This is a genomic window from Candidatus Protochlamydia naegleriophila (genome assembly GCF_001499655.1).
Taxonomy (GTDB): domain Bacteria; phylum Chlamydiota; class Chlamydiia; order Chlamydiales; family Parachlamydiaceae; genus Protochlamydia; species Protochlamydia naegleriophila.
In genome coordinates, this window is record NZ_LN879502.1 from 2634994 (window position 1) to 2654162 (window position 19169).

Consider the following 19169-nt stretch of genomic DNA (forward strand, 5'->3'; position numbering starts at 1 on the left):
TGCTTGTTGTTCTATTAGTACTTCTTTCAAAAGAAGCCTATTGACTAATTCGAATCATTTAAATAGAAAGGTTTAATACATTAATTGACGACTCATTTTTGATGATTGTTTGAGTTCATCAAGAATTGAAACATACCATCACATTTTTCTGATCGTTCTCACTTAAGGCACTTTTATGAGCATTCAAAAAGCTTCACGCTGGTTTATTGCACTCTATTTGATCATTTTCAGCTTCACAGAAGTCCAAGCTCTTGCACAGCCTAAACAGCAAGAGATAACTCCTCCTTCCGCCTACGCAAACTTTGGCACCTCAAGGCAAAGGGTACCTTTCCACTATCAATGGGACTTGGCAGCTTGTTTGATTTTTCAAAATGAGGCTGACTATTTGAAGGAGTGGATTGAATTCCACAAATTATTGGGAGTGCAGCACTTCTATTTGCTCAACCATCTGAGTACCGATCACTACCTCTCTGTATTAACCCCCTATATTGATGCAGGCATAGTTGAGCTGATAGACTGGCCCTATGCACCCAAAACCCTACAAGAATGGGATGCCATTCAATGCCATGCCTATACACATGTCATTCAATTAGCTAAATCAAAAGTCAAATGGCTGGCCATCTTGGACTCGGATGAATTCTTATTCCCTACTCAAGGCGACAGCCTAATTGATTACTTGTCTGCTTACGAAGAATTTGACAAAGTAGGTGGAGTGAAGGTGAATTGGGTCGTTTTTGGAACCTCCTGGGTCAAGAAAATCCCAAATGATAAACTCCTTATCGAGACGCTAGTCCTTTCTTCTGGCGCCGCTGCAGAACATGTCAAAAGCATTGTCAGACCAGAGCGCGTAGCCTACTGTGTGAGCCCACACTATGTGCACTATCACTCTCCTTTTCATCATGTAAACGCATCGTCAAAAATGCTTTCCATCGATGTCGATCAAATCCGCATTAATCATTATTGGTCGCGCGACGAATATTTTCTCTACCAGCATAAAATTCCAAGACGCATTCAATGGGGCACTCCCAAAGAAGTATGCGAATTATGGGGCCAAGCAGCCAATAATATCTATGACCCATCCATTTTACGTTTTGTACCAAATCTAAGACAGAGAATGGGACTCGATCCTTAATCTAATCAGGCCAAGACTTTAGAAACGCCTCTGCATACATTGCATGCAGAGGCCGTTATAATAAGGCTCAAGAGCTCTTCTGATATTTCTGCTTAAGCTCTCGCCACTTTTTGATCATCTGGGCAGCCAAGGGAGCGGCCTCCTTTCCATAACCCCCATAGCGCAAATAAACGACAATGACCAGTTCGGGCTGCCCAAATTCGTCCTTAAAGATGAAAACGTTTTTATTTTTATCGTCTTTTCCCTGATTGCAAGCAATACTGCCAAACCAAACGTGTGTATAGATATTTGTCCCCTCATCCAAATCTAAATCTATATTCTCTACCGACTCAGATGTGCTTGTTTTACCCAACAACTGATCCTTCATTTCTGTGAACTGGCGAATGGCTTCCGGGTGCTGCTTATAAAGTCTGGTTAAACTGGAAAGATTTTCCTGATATGTTTTGTGTGCCGACGCGCGCAATCCCTTTAATAGCATTTGACGAACCATCTCTGGCATGTAGATTTCTTTTCTCGTTTCTGTTGGCATTGTCTTGACTAAGCTTTCCTGGCTTTGGCTGGAAATGGCAGTGAAAATAGGAAAATCCAGTCCAACTAAAGACAAGCTATTTTGATAGGCAAAAATCGGAGGACAGGGAATTTGATCATCGCCTCGCAATGGCTGCCTGCCAGCTGTTAGATTGACGATCTTGGGCTTCAAAATCTTGCCGCCGTTGGCGATCGCCGATAGCATAACTGCCGTTTGTAAAGGAGTGACGATAAGCGTGTGCTGTCCGATTGCCATGGCATAAAGCCCTGTTCGGTTAGTCTCCAAATCGCTTGGTACCTTACCCGCAATTTCAGCCGGCAAGTCAATTCCTGTCCGATTCCCAAACGAAAACATTCGTGCAGCATCGGCCAGGTCGTCTGGATGCCCTAAATGCTCACCCGCCAGCAATGAAAAGTAAGGGTTGCTCGACACCTCCAAGGCACGAATTAGATCAACTTTTCCGCTATTGCGGTGTGCCAAGCTGCGCGGCAGACGCCCTCCCTTATAGAGCTGAGGAATAGGCTTGCCATCTTCAGTGTAGCCGACATAGCGGGTGTTCCCGATGTGGAAAATCTCGTCGACTATCGTCAGCGGATTGAGATCGCTGAAGGTGGCCACTTTCCGATCGAGCTTTTGCAAGCGCTGAATCATGGCTGCGTAAGCAGTAACTAGCTTAAATAAAGAACCTTGAATTGTCGCCTGCCGATAGCCGTGGGAGCGGGCATAGCCAAATCCGTAGGCCGGATAAAAAGCCACAGCCAAATCTTTTTCCAAAGCTTTCTGATGATTCCTCAAATAGCGGTAATGCCCAAAAAGAGGGCGATTAAGCTCTTGATAAGGCCTTAGAGTCTTTAAATAGTCAACTAGCAAATGAGAAGGCAGCCGTTCAATGGTCTTTTGGAAAGCGTCGAAATTAGCTCTCCAATCTAACGCCTGATGAGCTCCTTCTTTCAATTCCTCATGCCAACGGCTAAAGTATTCGAAATAAGGAACGAGCCGCTCATCTTCTTTATTCAAATTCTCCGCTTTTCCTGTTAAAAAAGCCTCCAGAAAGTCCCATCGATGCCGTTCCCAAAACGCCTGGAACAGCTTACTCTCATGCTGATCGAAATAATCCAAGTAGGGTTTTGGATAAGTCTTCGCCGCTTTTTCCTCCAAACGCTTCTGCTTTAAGAATGCTTTTTCTTCTTCCTGGCGCCATCGCTTAAAATCAATGTCGTGAAAAAGCTCTTTCGTCATTTCTTTGACAGTCGCAGTCAATTTAACAATGCCACCAGTCAAGTCACGATAATCATCGATCTGATAGGAAGCAACCTCTTGCAATAACTCGTCATTAAAGCGTTCACCATCGACTGCAACGCGGCATAAATCGACGAGCAGGACTTTATCGTAGTTATGTGGGAGAGTTTCAAAATAAGGATCCATCTCCTCTTTAATGGCTTCTACTTCATCTTGATGAACAAGAAAAGCGGCCAGCATTTTTTGCCTTTCTGCTGCCTTTGTGATGGGCTTAAAGGGCTCATGTTCTTCGCCTGCATAGATAAAATTAAACAGATGATAGAGATTCCAATCCGGATAGAGCAAGCGAAGAGCTTCAACAGAGCGCTGTAAGGCAACCATCCGCCCCAAGGTATTGATACGGCCCATCGTTATTCGAAGGGCACTTTCCTTCGGAAGGATAAAGTCAAGATAGGCTTGCCAAGTCAGGGGGCGCTTCTCATCGTAAAAACTTTGGGTCAGGTGGTCGTAGCGCTCTCTTTCTAAAGGCTGCTGTTGGTTCCACACATCTGCCAAATAGACCTCATTTTCAAACCATCGGTTGATGCGCCCCTTTTTTTGCTTTTGTTCTTCTGGCTGTCCCGAACTGATAAAATCATTGGGATCAAAACGGGGATACGAAGCCAGGGCTAAAATATCGCCCGAATAGGGATTCATGGCAATGATCGATCCACCCTTGATCCAAGGCTGCTTCTGAGCCAAAATGGTCTTTTTGACGGCTCCAAGTCCCGATTTGCGCACAACGCGCAAATCTTCGTTTTGAGCGAGTAATTGTTCAGCATATTCTTGCAATTCGGCTGAAATAGTCAGGAGAATGCGGTGGCCAGATAGTGGTGCGCGCGATCCAGGCAACTCCCAAAGGAAATTCCCTCTTGAATCCGAGTAAAAATTTTTCTTGCCGTAAAATCCGCGTAATTGCTCCTCATAGACCCCTTCGACACCAGTTTTACCGATATAATCATGAATGGTATACGCTTTTTCTTCCAGGTCCTTGAGCCTTTTACGCGCCTGAGCAGTACTTTGCATGCCGGGTGGAAATTCGCTGTCTATGCCCTCTTCTCGCTCGCGAATAAATACCTCGAGCGCTTTGATCTCATGCAAAATTTTTTCGTATTCTTGCCTATTAATGGCTCCCATATAGCCAATGATGTCAGCAGCTGTTCTGCCTCTTGGATAGTAGCGCTTCGGCAAGATACGGGTATGAATGCCCGGCCAGTCTTTCTCTAGCATCTTGAGGCGATAAAATTCAGCCTCGGTAATTTCATCCTTGATGACAAAAGGGACCTGCGCATAGTAGGAGGCCTTGGCATAAATGAGGTCTTCTATGCGCTCGGCATCTAAATTCAATTCTTTTGCTAATAGCTGCGATAGATCATGAATATAGGTCTTGCGCTTAAAAATTTTAACGCGCTGCCCGTCGGCATTCTTTTTCCATTCAATCGAGGGGATATCTTTCAACTGGGAATAAAGAATCGTAGCCTGATAATGCATGCGATTAATCGCAAGAGGCAGGTTAAAACGATCACGAATGGTTGCACGGGTCGCTGGTTCAATGACAGCTTTGCGCTGCGGGCGGCGAGATTCTTCAACCTTTTGATCATACTGAATGACAGCCAGATTCCACACCCGAATGATGATGAGAATCATAGCAACAAGAATGCAATGAAGAATGCGATTCGCCTTTGTCGGGATGTCGTGGTGTTGAAAGTCGATCCGTTTACGGCGCGAACGTGACATCTCCTCTTAAATCCTCAAACAAGTTGGGTTAAATCAATTGCCACTGTTCAAGCAATTGGTTTGCACGCACTAAATCTTCTGGAAAATCAATCTCTGCGCATTCTTTTGCATCGATCAGAGAAGTCCAGACGATCTGGCCTTGTTGAATGCCTTGCTCGATTCCTTTTTCAAAGTAATCTTTGGGCTGGCATCGCTCAAGGTTTTCTTTCAACAAAGACAAATCTTCTTTTTTGAAAAAATTAATTCCCAAAGCTTCGCCTTCTCCCAGCTTAACTTGCTTAGAAACTTCTAAGATCCTTTCTTTACCATCTGTTCGGTACTTTACCTCTTCTTCGCCAACACCCGTGCGATTGACAATCATAGCCGTTCGATCAGCATCTAGCAATGGCTTTAAAATCGAGGGGTGAAAAACAACATCGCCATTAAGCCATAAAACATCTTCTTCAATTTTTTTAAACGCTCTCAAAAGACTTTTAGCCGTATTTTCCTGTGCATAGAGGGGATTGAATACATACATGAGATCGGGAAAGGCCGCCATGATCTGTTCTTTGTGATAGCCAACGACCACGATGACCTGATTTAATGAAAGATGGCAGGCTAAGGCATCGAGTTGATACTGCAAAATGGACTTATGATTGGCCAAGCGTGTCAAAGCTTTTGGAATATGATCATGAGAGCCGTCAAGACGGCTTCCAATACCCGCAGCTAAAATGACGACCTTCATAAAGACTTCCCCACGGTAGGAGATTCTAGACTTAACCATTCCTGTCCCTTTCGAACAATGGGAAGGACAAGCTTTGAAGGATATCTCTCTCCCATATAGATGGTATTTTTAGCCACCTTAAACTTGCCTGAAAGGCCGCCTTTTAAGCCTACATTCATATTTTTTTCGTAGCGCGGATAATTCGAACTGCTGACTGAAACGCGAATAGAATGCCCCTTAGCAAATACAATGCTCGTTGACCACAAATTGATATCCACTTCAATGGGCTCATTGGGCTGAAATTCTGCCTGTGCGTCGCTTTGATAGCACATCACTCCCAAGCGATAGCCGCCCTCAGAAATGAGGATGCTGCGCCCATCAGGATAGACATCGCACAAACGGACTACAATATCCGAATCTTTTTGGTCTGAAGCAAAAAATAGCTTAGCAGACAAATGCCCCGTTACTTCGATATCTTCTTGCAAAGGATCTGTTGTGAAAACAAGGATATCCTCCCCTTTTTCAATGCTCTGCTGATCCATCGGACCCGATCCTAAAAAGAGATTGCGGCCACCCATCGTTGTAATGGGCGTACGCGGATCATAATGATAGGATAAAAGTCCCGTAAAAGGAACTTTTGATTGCAAACTTTTATGCGGCGTCAAATAAAATGGAGTCGAAACAGAAGGTACAGGCCAAACATCAGCAGTGCGCCACACATTACCACTAGAGGAAGAACCATCAAAAGGTCCCATAACGTAATAAAGAACGGCAGGAAGCTGCTCAGCTCCATTGCCTTCTCCTTTTAAGAAATAGTCGAACCAACGCTTTGGTGAAATGTCGATAGGAGGATTCTCGCCAGCCACAGGCATTTCAAAGTCGCCAAATTGTTTAGAAACCGGCCAAAAGTGAGTCCAAGGACCAACTACCAGTTTTTGACGTCCTCTAGCCCCTTCACCCCCCTCTTCTTGCCGCGCCATGAAAGCATCTAAAGTTCCCTGCAAAAATGTGTCATACCAGCCCCCAACGTGCATAGCAGGAACAGCCACGCGGTCGGCCACTTCCAAAGAATTGAGTTGCTTCCAAAAATCATTGTAAAAAGGGCGCTGACATACATAATTGAGCACTCCCGTATCGCGGGCATAATAACCAAGCCAGCTTTCAGCTTGATGCTTTAATAAGACTCCACCTGGGAAAATGCCATGATGATAAAGGCTGCCCGCCGCCACAATGATGTATTGGCAAACTAAATGAGGAGGACGGGAAGGCGCCATCAATAATTGAGTAATGCCTAAGGCTGAAGAGCCCCACGTCCCAATCTTGCCATTCGTATAAGGACTGCTTGCAAGCCACTCGACCGTATCATAACCGTCCTGCAATTTCCCCCAGCCATCACTCAAAAAGGGAAACGTTTTCCCTTCCGGGTCCAATACATTGCGCGCATCCTGAACGGCAACGACATACCCCTCTTTGGCCATCTCAGCAAAAGTCTTCCATGCCGCATCGCGACCGGCAGGGCTGCGCAGCAGGATGCATGGCAAACCACGCGATTCAGGAGTTGGTAAATACAGGTCGGTCGGAAGGACAACCCCATCGCGCATGGGAACCATGACGGTTAGATCTGGTTTCAACTCATCGGCCAACAAAGCTTGGAAGATGAGTAAGAAAAAACAGGTATAAAAGCGAATCTTATTCATGTAACTTAAGGGTAGATTTCTTTCATTTACACAAAAACCACAGGCCTAGTCAACAAGAAAGGATTCATCCAAAAAGAATTTGGGATTTCTTGCAAAAAAACTAACATCCATCTAAAGATGGAGGATAGTCACTTGGTCTGTGGTTTTATACTAGCTAATACTAAGCTTTGGCAACAGAGCGTGCAACTAAACGAGACTTTGTACGGCTCACTTTATTCAATTTGAAAATGCCTTTCTTCGCGCACTTATCTAAAATGCTGTACACTTCGTTTAATTTTGCATCAGATGCCGCTGCATCACCTTTACCTAAAGATTCCTCGAACGCACGAACGGCTGTTCTAACTTTAGACTTGTAGATTTTATTGTTGAGGCGTCTTTTTTTGTTTTGGAGATCGCGCTTTAGAGCTGTTGGACGCTTCACTTTTTTCTTAGGAGCTTCTTGTTTTGCCATTTTTCCTCTAAGGGGTTTAAAATAAACTTTGTCGGTAAATAAAGAAAAATCATCACAGAACGCATTTACCGTGCTAGTCGTCCGCGCGAACAAGCGTTTGGTATGATCATCCTACCTTACCTTTTCATAAGGAGGACCCAATTATAGGGAATGGAGCTTAATTCGTCAAAGATTACTTGCATATAAATTGTCTTGGAAAAAACTTTCATTAATAGCAAGATAATTGTCAAAACATATAAACGGACATTTAAACCTAAAGATTTTATGAAATATATTACTCCAGCCCCTCTTCCTCTTTTAGAAGCCTTAGCTCAACTATCCCCCCAAAGCTCAAAAAACACTTTGCGTTCTTGGATTAAGGAAGGCCGTGTTTCGATCGAGGGTGTCTTAGTTAAAAATGCCAACGTTCAACTGTTAGAAGGGCAGGAAGTGAGCGTCGCCCAAAGAAAAAAAATTGTCGGAAACGGTATCGAAATTTTATACGAAGATTCTGATCTCGTTTTAATCAACAAGCCTTCCGGCCTCCTTAGTGTTTCTACGGCCTTTGAAAAAGGAGAAACGGCTCATGCCCTCTTGAAGGCGCATTATCGTCCCCGCAAAGTCTTTGTCGTTCATCGTCTCGATCAAGATACATCTGGCGTCATGGTTTTTGCTTTTAACCAAAAAACCCATGAAGGATTGAAAGAGTTATTTGAAGCTCACGATATTAAACGTTCCTATACGGCGCTTGTCGAAGGGCAAATGCTGTCGCCTGCCGGCACCTGGCAAAGCCATCTCTATGAAGACAGCCAGTATTTTGTTCACGAAACGCAAGATGAAACCTTTGGCCGCCTCGCAATCACCCATTACCGCACTCTGCAAACTCTTAAGCGCTATTCATTATTAGAACTGACATTGGAAACGGGGCGCAAAAATCAAATCCGCGTTCATTGCCAAACGGCTGGCCATCCAGTTGTTGGGGATAAAAAATATGGAGCGCACGCCAATCCATTAAAAAGACTGTGCCTCCACGCCCATCTTCTCTCTTTCAAACACCCCATTAGCAGAAAAGAAATCAGGGTTGAATCACCGGTCCCAGAAGAATTTTACCGCCTCGTCCCCAAATCTTGAATCAACCCTTTTAATTCAGCTTCATGCCAAATTCTGCCTTTAAGCGGCAGTTATTTGGCCTGCAAGCCAAAAACGCTACGAGATGAGTATGCTTATTTTACACCGAAATCCGCTCTGGATGTTTTTTCTCGGCTTAGTTACTCTCTGCGCCTTAGCCTATACGGGCTATGCATTTTTTCAACTCTACAGTTACCAAAGACTCAGCCACACCGCTGTACCGCAAAAGATCGATTGGTCGGTTTTAGCCATGGATGAAGACCACTTTATCCCTCAAGCCCATTATCAATTCACCTTTCAAGGCAAAGCCTTTAACGGGCATACTCTTTTAAAAGAGCACTATCTCAATGCCTGGGCTGCTCGCGAAGCCATTGACCGATTGCAGAGCAAGCCCCTTCTTGTTTGGTTTAATTCGAATTCACCAGCAATGTCGACAATAGAGAAAAACTTTCCTCTCAAAATATGCCTTTACACCGCCCTTTTATGGGGATTGCTCCTCTATTTAGCCTGGTTAAACCAGCAAGTCATGCACTATAAAAATTAAATTTTTCTTTGTAAAAAAGAATCATTTTATTCATGTTGGATCTGCAAAGCTCAATCAACAAGAGATGGCATGAAGACAATCGTATTAGAAAATCAAACGACTGAAGGCGAAACTCTGCAGGCAACCTTTGCTCCAGAAAAGGGGCTCAATCTGATCAGCTTTAAAAAAGGTTCCACAGAAGTCATTGAACAGTCGACTTGGAATCTTTTTGACGAGCGTTATGCGGGCCTTGGAGCATTAATCGGACCCCATTTCCATCGACGGCGTCAAGAAAGCATTCCAAAAATCCAAGACGAAGCCCTTTTCCCTCACATTGCAAGAGTCAGATCTAAAGGAGTTCAAGATCCTTTTTCTCACGGCATTGCACGTTACGCCCCTTGGAAAGTTGAGGCAACTCCAACATCGCTAAAAGGGGTGCTCACTGGCAAAGACACCTGGAATGATCTCCCTTTATCTACCTTAGAAGGGCAAAATTTCAAAATGGAATTCAAAGCCGATTTACAGCCATCCGGCCTGTTGCTCAATCTCTCCATCGTCAGCGATACTGATTCCTTAGTCGGCATTCATTACTATTACGCCCTGCCGGGAAGTCGCGGCCGTCTGATTACATACGTGCAGAATCAAGTCCGCATTCAGGGCCAGCTGCAGCCGGTTCCCCCTGAGTGGTCCTTAGATAGCCAACACAAGTTAATTTTCGACTTAAGCCAAGAAGCAGATTTTACCTTCAGACCATACCCAAACCCTCTCCAAGGCGATATTTTACTAGAGACGGATAGCTATGCTCTACGTACTCGCTATGCCTGCGTATGCGAAGAGAACTGCTGGCAGCTTTATCATCCAGCAGATGCATCTTTTGTTTGCATCGAGCCCATCAGCTCGCAAGATCCCCGCCACCCAAACTTATCCATTAGCGAACTTCAAATTCATTTGGAAATTTTAAACCCGCCCTAAGGAATTTCTAAATGAGCAGGCAAAGAGTACATTCCACATCATGAGACTTCCAGGTAAACATGAGCGACACTGATCAAAAGCCAAGCCCTTCCTCATCCCACTCTTCTCTCGATCTATCGCGCAAGAAGAAGCGCAACCGAATTCTCCTGAAAATTATTTTAATAATCCTTCTGGCTTCTCTTACAGCCACAATCTATTGGTACCTTTTTATCCGCCTGCATGAATCTACAGACGATGCCTACATCGCTGGTAATACTGTCAATCTCATGTCTCCACAAAATGGCACAGTCACTGGCATCTATGTCGACAATACCGACTTTGTCAAACAAGGGCAGCTTCTATTGGAACTTGACCCAACACTTTATCAACTCATCTTTGATAAAGCGCAAGTGGAACTAGCCTTAGCCACGAGGCAAGTCAAGCAGCTCTTTGAGGCAGTCAAACAAAGAACAGCCGACGTAACCTTAAAAGAAGCCGACTTAAAGCGGGCTCAGCAAGATTTTGATAGTCGCAATGCACTTCGCAATACTCAAGCCATTTCAACCGAAGACCTTAATCACGCCCAAGCCAATTTAAACGTTGCTCAAGCATCGCTCAATCTAACGAAGCATGAATTAAATTCAGCCATCGCTGCGCTTGGCGTCATGCCGATAGAGGAACACCCACGCATCGAAAATGCCAAAATAGCGCTTAAAGAAGCCTATGTGAACTTAAAAAGATGTAAAATTCTAGCCCCAGTCAGTGGCTATATTGCTCAAAGGCGCATTCAAGTCGGTGAATGGATTACCCCTACGAGAGCCCTTCTGAGCGTCATTCCATTGGAACAAATCTGGGTCGATGCCAACTTTAAAGAAACCGAATTGAGTGATATTCGCATTGGACAGCCCGCCACCATTGAAAGCGACATGTATGGCTCTTCACTACTATTTCACGGAAAAGTGCTGGGCATTACAGCTGGGACTGGGAGCGTATTCTCTCTTATCCCTCCACAGAATGCGACGGGAAATTGGATCAAAATTGTGCAACGCGTGCCTGTCAGAATCGCGCTCGATCTCGATGAAGTGAAAAAAAATCCCCTCGTATTAGGCCTTTCTGCTTACGTCGTCGTCGACACTTCCAACCAGACTGGAAAGCGTTTAGCCACTCGCCCCTTTCCAGAACAGAAATTTACAACGCCTGTTTATCAAGTTCCCATGGAACCGGTAGAAGAGTTAATCCAAACTATTATCCGTTCTAATTTATCTGCGAATGAGTGATTTCCATGCCAGTCAAGCCCATGACTCCCATTTCCTTAATTTTCTTGACGATCGCATTGGGTTTGGGCACATTTATTCAAGTCTTGGACAGCTCGATTGCAAACGTTTCCATATCCCACATTGCAGGGGATTTGGCAGTCAGCCCCAATCAAGGCACCTGGGTCATTACCTCCTTTGCTATCAGTAATGGTATTGTTCTTGCTCTAACGGGTTGGTTGGCCGCACGGATTGGGCGAGTTCGATTATTTGTTTGGTCTACGATTCTTTTTTCCGTTACTTCATGGCTTTGCGGCTTAGCCTGGAACCTAAGCATCTTAGTCCTCTTCCGTACGTTGCAAGGAGCCTCGGCAGGCGCCCTCATTCCTTTATCGCAAGCTCTCTTGCTCACTAACTACCCTGAAGATAAAAAAGGGGTAGCACTTGGATTTTGGTCCATGATTGTCATTGTAGCTCCTATTCTGGGACCTATTGTAGGAGGATATATTACAGACAACTACGGATGGCCTTGGATTTTTTATATTAACATCCCCATAGGTTTTCTATCTGCCTGGATGACGTGGTTATTGATTGAAGATCCCAAACATGAAGAGCTATCTAGACAACCCATCGACGTCATCGGTTTACTCCTCTTGACAATCGGCATTAGCTCATTGCAAGTGTTTCTCGATAAAGGACAAGAACTGGACTGGTGGAATTCTCTGACCATTCGTACGCTTGCCATCACCTCGGCGATTGCTTTTATGTTCTTTATTCCTTGGAACCTATATGCCAAGCATCCTGTCATGAATTTCTCCTACTTCAATCATCGCAATTTCACACTAGGGACTCTGTTGGGATCGATCGGTTTTCTCATGTTTTTTGGAAGCGCCGTGCTTTTGCCTCTATGGCTGGAAACGCAAATGAATTACACAGCTTTTTGGGCAGGGGTCGCAGTCATGCCAGTCGGCATCATTCCCTTATTTCTCTCCTCGTTTGTAGGCAAAAATGTGACTCGCATCGACCCAAGACTCATGACCACGTTTAGTTTTGCCTGCTTTGCCCTTACTTTTTTTTGGTTTAGCATGCTAACTCCCACTATCAGCCTCTATAAACTCATGCTTCCACGCTTTTTTCAGGGATTGGGGCTCAGCTTTTTTTTTATTCCGCTCGTCACGATCGCCCTCTCTCCCATTCCCAACCACGAATTAGCAGGCGCATCTGGTGTTTTCAACTTCATCCGCCTCGTCGCAGGGGGAGGTTTCGGGACAGCTTTATACGTTACCCTTTGGGACAGGCGCGAAATCTTTCATCATAGCCGTCTGACAGAATCTCCTACGCTTTATAATCCTCTTACAACAGAATTTTACGACCATCTCAACCAGACTCTAGATCTAACCACAGCGCAGAGCACTTCAATTTTAGAAGATCTCCTCACTAGTCAAGCCTATTTACTAGCAGTCAATGATGTCTTTTGGCTCACAGGCTGGGTATTCCTCGTTTGCATTCCCCTCATTTGGTTTTGCAAAAAAGGTTCGACGCAAAAACTTCAGGTTGCCATCGATTAGGGTGTGCCGTTAAATTCACAATGCATGCATTCAACGACACACCCTTGCGAAGACAGCCACTAGAGACTTTTGCAAAAGGTTAAAATTAATTCCCAAAATGATATGAAAGGAAGAAACGATAGACAGGCTCTATGCAAGAAACAAAAAGGCTTTTTTTTGGATTAGATTTATCCGCTCCTTGGCCCGCCCAGCTCCCACATGGAAGAGTTTTGAATGAGGAAGATCGCCACCTCACTCTTGCCTTCCTTGGAAATGCCTCCGTTTCTAAACTCATGGAAATTCTCCCAAGCATGCCTTTACCTCCGTGCCGCATTGGTTTTGGCGGCTTGTTCGATCAGTGCTTGTTTCTGCCAAAAAGATGCCCGCATGTGGTTGCCTGGCACATTCAATGGCTAAAAGAGAGGCCTTCACTCTCCCTTTATCAGCAACAATTGGCAGAGTGGCTCAAAAACAATGACTTTTCGGTCTCTGAAAAAGAGTCTTTTCTTCCTCACGTCACTCTTTGCCGGGAACCGTTCCATATCAGCCACTGGAAAGAGGCGTTTTCACCCCTACCCCTCTATACGCGTAGCCTTCATCTCTACGAAAGCCTTGGCCATTCACGCTATCGCTCATGCTGGCATCTTCCTTTTAAGCCTCCCTTCGAGGAAAAAGAACATACTGCCGACATCGCTTTTACAATCCTAGGCCAAGACCTCGAACAGCTCTATCTGCATGCTTATCTCGCCATGGCTTTCAAATTTCCGCCTTTGCTTGACTATTTCAATTCTGAAAGCGTACTCTCCAATTTAGATGACGTTGTCATTGAATTAAACCACGTCATAACCCGTGTCGATATGGATATTGGCTGTCCTTTCAAAGCCATTAGCTTTCACGGAGTAATTCAACAAGATGAAGAAGGCGATTTAAAATGGGAGATGATCGTCGATGTCTGATTTAGAGCGCATACAACCAGGTATCTACCTAATTCCTCAAACTGGCGGAATGAAGGTTCCAGGCCTCATCGTTGCCACTCCTGAGCTTTTAGAGGAAATGGACATCGACAAGCCTCTTGAACAGGTCCGCAACGTCGCACACCTACCAGGTATTGTTGGCTATAGCATCGCCATGCCCGACATCCATTGGGGATATGGCTTTCCAATCGGCGGTGTTGCCGCAACCGATGAAGAGACGGGAGTGATCAGCCCGGGAGGAGTCGGATATGACATTAATTGCGGTATTCGCTTAGCCATGGTCCCAGGTCTATTCAAAGATCTTTCAGAAACAACCAAAAGAGACCTCATTAAAACCATTTTCAAACTCGTTCCTTCCGGCGTTGGCCATGAGCACAAGGGAGCCGGACTCAGCGATACAGATTACCGCCGTCTGATTGAAAAGGGAGCTCAATGGTCTATCGAGCAAGGTTTTGGATTTGAAGCGGATATCGATCATATGGAGAGTCACGGCTATATTAAAGGTGGAAGTTTAGACGCTGTCTCTTCGCATGCCAAAGAAAGAGGGCAAAAGCAGCTCGGCTCCATTGGTTCTGGCAATCACTTCGTTGAAATTGGAGAGGTCAGCCATATCTATCTGCCTGCAATTGCAGAAGCCTGGGGCATCGCAAAAGGGCAAACCTACATCCTCATTCATTCAGGATCGAGAGGGTTCGGCCATCAGATCTGTCAAGATACCTTGAATGCGTTCATCAAGCAAGGCTATGCCGAAAACTTGCCAGACAGGCAACTCGTCGCAGCTCCAATCAAAAGCCAGGCTGGGGAAGGCTATTTTAGAGCCATGGCAGCGGCAGCCAATTTTGCCTTTAACAACAGACAGCAAATTCTACACTGGATTCGCCAAAGCTTTAAGCAAATTTGCAATATCGCTCCTGAAGAAATTCGGCTGATTTACGATGTCTGCCACAACATCGCCAAATTTGAAGAATATGAAATAAATGGTATCAAAAAAAGGCTCTGCGTACACCGTAAAGGAGCTACACGAGCCTTTGGTCCAGAAGCCAAAGAACTCTCCCCTTTATTCAGACAGACAGGGCAGCCTGTTTTGGTTCCAGGCGACATGGGACGAGCCAGCCACGTCATGGTCGGTCTAGGCAACATCCTAACCTGGTGCAGTGCTTGCCATGGTGCAGGGAGAGCGCGGAGCCGCATTCAATCCCTCAAGTCTTGGCAAGGGCGCGATCCCATCGAACATATGCGTCAGCAAGGCATACGCGTCATGGCCTCTTCGCACCGAACCATTGCCGAAGAAATGCCTGATGCCTACAAGGACGTCGATGCTGTTGTCGCAGCTGTGCAGGAAGCTAAACTTGCCAACATGGTAGCCAAGCTTTCTCCCCATCTCGTCATCAAAGGCTAGTCTTTTGTTCGATGGCTCACCGACCCACAAGAGACGAGTGTTCGCATGAAAGCCAGGTAATGGCTGATTCCTTTCTTCCACATCAAAGCAAAAAATATTTCAATTATAGTTTCTTATTTTTACACTTTGCCATTTATCCAAAATCGATACAGAAGGAGTCGTCATGTACCGCGTCTTATTTGATCAGCTAAAAAAAACTCAAACCTTTAGCCTTTCTAATCGTCTTAAGCCTATTCTCTACACCCTTTCAACTAAAGGCACAATCTCACTGTTATCAATCCTATGAAGAGGTCGATTGCTGTCAAGACAGTTGCAACTTCCAAAATCCTGCCTTAATAGTTGGCGGAGCCGCCATCGTTGGAGGAGTCATCGGTGCTGTAATCAGCAATTCTAATCATCATCACCACTCTAGCGGAAGTCGTGGACCTTCAGGCAGTTCAGGAGAACCTGGTCCAGCTGGACCAATCGGCCCTCCTGGCCCTGGCTTTACTAATGATCCCGGCCAATCTTTAACTTTCAATTTGTCCCTCGATATATTCGGTCTTCCCCAGATAATAGACGATGGACAGCATTTTTCAGGCTCCCTGCTCGCATTCGTCACTGGATCCGATGGAAACACGTTTGGAGGGTCTCCCATAGTTCTTACAGATGTTCCGCTCTATCACGAAGAATTCTTTGCCCCAATCGTTATCGAGAATCCAGTTTTCGGCCAGTATCAGGTAGGCGTTCAAATAATCGGTTATAATAGTAACTCCTTCGATGCAACCTTGCGAGGAGATGTTGACGTTTCAAGAGATGGCTCCCATGTATTTCTACAGGATATGCGCCTTAACACTCCTCCTTCCGGCCTAGAGTTACAAACGGTCTTGCTCTTTAGCTACGATCAACGAAATATTCCTTAATGCAATAATGCCTATCGAGCGCCCGCACTCGATAGGCATTATTGTTCAGACAAGTCTACTGAAGAACCTTCTCCAATCGAAATGCTGGAAAGTATCCACACTGTTCTTCGATTTCAAAACAATCGAACGCATCATGCAAATCATGTCCAGCAAGGACTTTACCTCCGCCTCTCTTTCTAATTAGCCGTTAAAAAGCACGCCTACACGGCAAAAACTGTTTATTTTTATTAAAGTATTTTTTTATAATTTAAAAAATTTGTCCCTATAAATTGCCACTAAGGAGCGTGAACATGTACCGATTTGTTGTTACTCATTTGAGCAAGCTTAATCCTTTTGCCTTACTGCTCATCCTCAGCTTATTGAGCACCCCATTTCAATTGCCTGCGCAATGCTGTTATCAACCTGAAGAAGAGGCTGATTGCTGCGAAGACAACAGCAACTTTCAAAACCGAGCCTTAATCATTGGCGGAGCAGCCATAGCTGGAGGAGTCATCGGTGCTGTAATCGGCAATTCCAATCATCACCACCCCAGCAGCGGAAGCCGGGGACCTTCAGGAAGCTCCGGTGAGCCAGGTCCTGTCGGTCCTGTTGGCCCTGTTGGCCCTGTTGGCCCAGGATTTGCTAACGATCCAGGTCAAACCTTAACTTTCAATTTGTCTGTCGAAATATTGGGCGATGAACATATTTTCTCTGCTATTCTGACTCCATTCGTTACAGGACCCGATGGAAGCACGGTGGAAGGGACGCCTGTCCTTCTTACAAATGTTATCATCACTGACTTAGAGGTGCCTTTTGCTCCAATCTCCATCGATAACCCAGTATTTGGGCAGTATCAGACAGGTATTCAAATTGCCGGCAACAATTTTGTTCCTTTACCAGCCACTTTGCGCGGAAATGTTATCGCTACAAGAGATGGTTCAACGACAAATTTGGCAGAGATTTCCTTTGAAACGCCTACTTTTGTCCAACAGCTACAGGGGGCCATGCTCTTTAGCTACGGGCAAAACAATATTCCATAATGAAAAAGGCCTATCGCATGCATTACATGCGATAGGCCTGACTGTTCAGACATGTTTTGCACTTTTTAACACCCAACAAACAATCTAGAAAATGCTAAATTTTATCTAATCTCTAAATAAAGAGTCGATTCAAAGGAGTTTTAGAAGAGCTATGTCAAAAATATGCAAGGGATTGCATTGCCTTTATCATTCTTTAAGTCTAAATTTACATTGCTCGATAACAAATAAAAGGTCGTTAAGCGATTCAATCTTCTTTTGCGTAGAGGCAAACTTTTTCCAAAGCTTTTCATTTATAGCATTAAATGATTCTGCATTACCATTCGAATAGCTATTGCAGTTTTGTAATTTTTAATTTAATTTGTTCTAATTTCTCTTCTAATTGTTTTATTTTTAATCGAATGGATCCGGAAACATATTCAATGTTTGCCTCAATCATACTCTTTCTTAATTCTGATTCTTCTTGATTATCAATCTTATCTAACTTGCTGATTTCATATTTCAATAAGCCTACTTGACTGTCAAAACTTGAGCATAAGGCATTATTTGTCCACCCTAATACTAAAAGACAAGTTAATAATAACATTATTCTTTTCATTTAAAAAACCTTTATTTTTCAACGATTAAACAATTATTAACACAATAAATATTTAACGCAATATGAAAAAAATAATAAACAATTCACTGCTCAATAGTAAGCTTAATAATCAAATCGCTATACTTTAGTGATTCACTCAGAATTGTTAATAGAAATTAAAAGAGAGAACTGGTAAGAGGGCTTGATGTGCAAGGCAAAGAATCCGGCCAGCTATGATATGCCTATCGACTATTTCATTGCCATAAGGGAGTCAGGCCTATCACATGCATTGCACGCGGATAGGCCTTACTGTTCAGACGTGCTTTGCGCTTTTAACGCCCAGCATAATTGAGTTCCATCCATTGACGGTATGAACCCGTCTGGATATTCTTCACCCATTCTTGATTATCCATGTACCAGGTGATAGTCTTCTTAAGACCCTCTTCAAAACGATGTGCAGGGGACCATCCGAGTTCTTCCTTGATCTTAGAGCAGTCAATCGCATAACGCAAATCGTGCCCTGGACGATCTTTAACATACGTGATCAAGTTTTCAAGCTCTTTTTTATCGTTGCCTTGGATCTCTGCAATCAGGCGAATGATTTCATGGACGAGATCCACGTTGCGCCACTCAGCCTCACCGCCAATGTTATAGGTCTCACCTTTACGCCCCTGTTTTAGTAGTGTGTAAAGCGCTTTAGCATGATCTTCGACATAGAGCCAATCGCGCACATTAACTCCCTGCCCGTAAATGGGAAGAGGCTTGCGCTCTAAACAGTTGAGGATCATGACAGGGATTAATTTCTCCGGGAAGTGATAAGGCCCATAATTATTGCTGCAATTGGAGACACATGTCGATAAGTGATACGTATGATGGTAAGCTCTTACAAGATGATCTGAAGAGGCTTTAGAGGCTGAATAGGGGGAGTTTGGCTGATAGGCAGTCTCTTCCGTAAAATAGCCTTCCGACCCAAGCGACCCATATACCTCATCGGTTGAAACGTGATGGAAATGAATATGGGGATTTTTACGTACAGCTTCCAATAACTGGAAGGTTCCTAAAATATTAGTTTCGACAAAGGCCTTGGGGCCCAAGATACTGCGATCCACATGGCTTTCGGCGGCAAAGTGGATGATAGTATCAATAGCATGTTCTTGGCAGACATGTTCAAGAAGCGCCCCATTGCAAATATCGCCTTTTTCGAAAATATAGCGGCTGTCTTGCGAGACAGAAGCTAGATTTTCTAAATTTCCCGCATAGGTCAATGCATCAAAATTGACACATGTACCCTTAAAAGCCGTTTCAGGAGAAAGTAAATAGCGGATAAAAGCCGATCCAATAAAGCCGGCACCGCCAGTCACCAAAATATTTTGAACTTTTCTTTCTTGCATGC

At 44.5% G+C, this 19169-nt stretch carries 16 protein-coding genes; 10 read left to right on the forward strand and 6 right to left on the reverse strand.

The annotated features are described in order from the left end of the window. The first annotated feature begins 175 nt into the window (after positions 1-175). Positions 176-1132 carry a glycosyltransferase family 92 protein gene (locus PNK_RS11205; protein WP_059062088.1) on the forward strand — a complete coding sequence of 319 codons (957 nt, stop codon included), beginning with the start codon at positions 176-178 and terminating at the stop codon, positions 1130-1132. Positions 1133-1199: 67 nt separating this feature from the next. On the opposite strand, the gene PNK_RS11210 is transcribed toward PNK_RS11205, so the two are convergent. The 4 genes from PNK_RS11210 to rpsT all read right to left on the reverse strand — a co-directional run bounded on the left by PNK_RS11210 (position 1200) and on the right by rpsT (position 7527). Beyond that, a complete protein-coding gene (locus PNK_RS11210; protein WP_059062089.1) occupies positions 1200-4676 on the reverse strand; it encodes a penicillin-binding transpeptidase domain-containing protein in 3477 nt (1158 codons plus the stop codon). A 28-nt stretch (positions 4677-4704) separates the two neighbouring features. Then, positions 4705-5439 (reverse strand): phosphocholine cytidylyltransferase family protein, encoded by a 735-nt coding sequence (locus PNK_RS11215; protein ID WP_231909252.1) that lies wholly within the window; start codon positions 5437-5439, stop codon positions 4705-4707. Continuing rightward, on the reverse strand, positions 5397-7076 hold the full coding sequence (locus PNK_RS11220) for a CocE/NonD family hydrolase (protein WP_032124546.1): 1680 nt from the start codon (positions 7074-7076) through the stop codon (positions 5397-5399). Before PNK_RS11220 ends, PNK_RS11215 begins: the two co-directional genes overlap by 43 nt. 160 nt (positions 7077-7236) lie before the next feature. Beyond that, a complete protein-coding gene (gene rpsT, locus PNK_RS11225) occupies positions 7237-7527 on the reverse strand; it encodes a 30S ribosomal protein S20 (RefSeq protein ID WP_032124547.1) in 291 nt (96 codons plus the stop codon). Between the two features lie 264 nt (positions 7528-7791). Here rpsT and PNK_RS11230 point away from each other — a divergent pair, with 264 nt between their 5' ends. From PNK_RS11230 to PNK_RS11270, 9 genes are all read left to right on the forward strand, one after another. Then, positions 7792-8637, forward strand: a complete 846-nt coding sequence (locus tag PNK_RS11230) for an RluA family pseudouridine synthase (RefSeq protein WP_032124548.1) — start codon at positions 7792-7794, stop codon at positions 8635-8637. Between the two features lie 88 nt (positions 8638-8725). Further along, positions 8726-9178 (forward strand): hypothetical protein, encoded by a 453-nt coding sequence (locus tag PNK_RS11235; RefSeq protein ID WP_032124549.1) that lies wholly within the window; start codon positions 8726-8728, stop codon positions 9176-9178. 69 nt (positions 9179-9247) lie between these two features. After that, the gene (locus PNK_RS11240; RefSeq protein ID WP_059062091.1) at positions 9248-10129 is read left to right on the forward strand and encodes an aldose epimerase family protein; all 882 of its coding nucleotides are present in this window, start codon (positions 9248-9250) and stop codon (positions 10127-10129) included. A 59-nt stretch (positions 10130-10188) separates the two neighbouring features. After that, positions 10189-11385 carry an HlyD/EmrA/EmrK family protein gene (locus tag PNK_RS11245; RefSeq protein ID WP_059062092.1) on the forward strand — a complete coding sequence of 399 codons (1197 nt, stop codon included), beginning with the start codon at positions 10189-10191 and terminating at the stop codon, positions 11383-11385. Between the two features lie 5 nt (positions 11386-11390). Then, positions 11391-12929, forward strand: coding sequence for a DHA2 family efflux MFS transporter permease subunit (locus PNK_RS11250; protein WP_059062094.1), 1539 nt, complete (start codon positions 11391-11393; stop codon positions 12927-12929). Between the two features lie 131 nt (positions 12930-13060). Beyond that, positions 13061-13864 (forward strand): hypothetical protein, encoded by an 804-nt coding sequence (locus PNK_RS11255; RefSeq protein ID WP_059062096.1) that lies wholly within the window; start codon positions 13061-13063, stop codon positions 13862-13864. Continuing rightward, positions 13857-15281: an RtcB family protein gene (locus PNK_RS11260; RefSeq protein ID WP_059062098.1), complete on the forward strand. Its 1425-nt coding sequence runs from the start codon at positions 13857-13859 to the stop codon at positions 15279-15281. The genes PNK_RS11255 and PNK_RS11260 overlap by 8 nt, the downstream gene beginning before the upstream one ends. A gap of 521 nt (positions 15282-15802) precedes the next feature. After that, positions 15803-16183: a hypothetical protein gene (locus tag PNK_RS11265; RefSeq protein WP_059062100.1), complete on the forward strand. Its 381-nt coding sequence runs from the start codon at positions 15803-15805 to the stop codon at positions 16181-16183. Between the two features lie 290 nt (positions 16184-16473). Further along, positions 16474-17202 carry a hypothetical protein gene (locus PNK_RS11270; protein WP_059062102.1) on the forward strand — a complete coding sequence of 243 codons (729 nt, stop codon included), beginning with the start codon at positions 16474-16476 and terminating at the stop codon, positions 17200-17202. 328 nt (positions 17203-17530) lie between these two features. On the opposite strand, the gene PNK_RS11275 is transcribed toward PNK_RS11270, so the two are convergent. Beyond that, on the reverse strand, positions 17531-17797 hold the full coding sequence (locus PNK_RS11275; protein WP_158021800.1) for a hypothetical protein: 267 nt from the start codon (positions 17795-17797) through the stop codon (positions 17531-17533). A 311-nt stretch (positions 17798-18108) separates the two neighbouring features. After that, a complete protein-coding gene (gene rfbB, locus PNK_RS11280; RefSeq protein WP_032124557.1) occupies positions 18109-19167 on the reverse strand; it encodes a dTDP-glucose 4,6-dehydratase in 1059 nt (352 codons plus the stop codon). Between the last annotated feature and the right edge of the window lie 2 nt (positions 19168-19169).

What these genes read in the sequence shown, in the direction of transcription:
- PNK_RS11235 (WP_032124549.1), top strand. Translation starts at nt 8,726, where the DNA reads ATGCTTATTTTACACCGAAATCCGCTCTGGATGTTTTTTCTCGGCTTA.
- PNK_RS11275 (WP_158021800.1), bottom strand. Translation starts at nt 17,797, where the DNA reads ATGAAAAGAATAATGTTATTATTAACTTGTCTTTTAGTATTAGGGTGG.
- rfbB (WP_032124557.1), bottom strand. Translation starts at nt 19,167, where the DNA reads ATGCAAGAAAGAAAAGTTCAAAATATTTTGGTGACTGGCGGTGCCGGC.
- rpsT (WP_032124547.1), bottom strand. Translation starts at nt 7,527, where the DNA reads ATGGCAAAACAAGAAGCTCCTAAGAAAAAAGTGAAGCGTCCAACAGCT.
- PNK_RS11210 (WP_059062089.1), bottom strand. Translation starts at nt 4,676, where the DNA reads ATGTCACGTTCGCGCCGTAAACGGATCGACTTTCAACACCACGACATC.
- PNK_RS11255 (WP_059062096.1), top strand. Translation starts at nt 13,061, where the DNA reads ATGCAAGAAACAAAAAGGCTTTTTTTTGGATTAGATTTATCCGCTCCT.
- PNK_RS11230 (WP_032124548.1), top strand. Translation starts at nt 7,792, where the DNA reads ATGAAATATATTACTCCAGCCCCTCTTCCTCTTTTAGAAGCCTTAGCT.
- PNK_RS11245 (WP_059062092.1), top strand. Translation starts at nt 10,189, where the DNA reads ATGAGCGACACTGATCAAAAGCCAAGCCCTTCCTCATCCCACTCTTCT.
- PNK_RS11205 (WP_059062088.1), top strand. Translation starts at nt 176, where the DNA reads ATGAGCATTCAAAAAGCTTCACGCTGGTTTATTGCACTCTATTTGATC.
- PNK_RS11240 (WP_059062091.1), top strand. Translation starts at nt 9,248, where the DNA reads ATGAAGACAATCGTATTAGAAAATCAAACGACTGAAGGCGAAACTCTG.
- PNK_RS11215 (WP_231909252.1), bottom strand. Translation starts at nt 5,439, where the DNA reads ATGGTTAAGTCTAGAATCTCCTACCGTGGGGAAGTCTTTATGAAGGTC.
- PNK_RS11250 (WP_059062094.1), top strand. Translation starts at nt 11,391, where the DNA reads ATGCCAGTCAAGCCCATGACTCCCATTTCCTTAATTTTCTTGACGATC.
- PNK_RS11270 (WP_059062102.1), top strand. Translation starts at nt 16,474, where the DNA reads ATGTACCGATTTGTTGTTACTCATTTGAGCAAGCTTAATCCTTTTGCC.
- PNK_RS11220 (WP_032124546.1), bottom strand. Translation starts at nt 7,076, where the DNA reads ATGAATAAGATTCGCTTTTATACCTGTTTTTTCTTACTCATCTTCCAA.
- PNK_RS11260 (WP_059062098.1), top strand. Translation starts at nt 13,857, where the DNA reads ATGTCTGATTTAGAGCGCATACAACCAGGTATCTACCTAATTCCTCAA.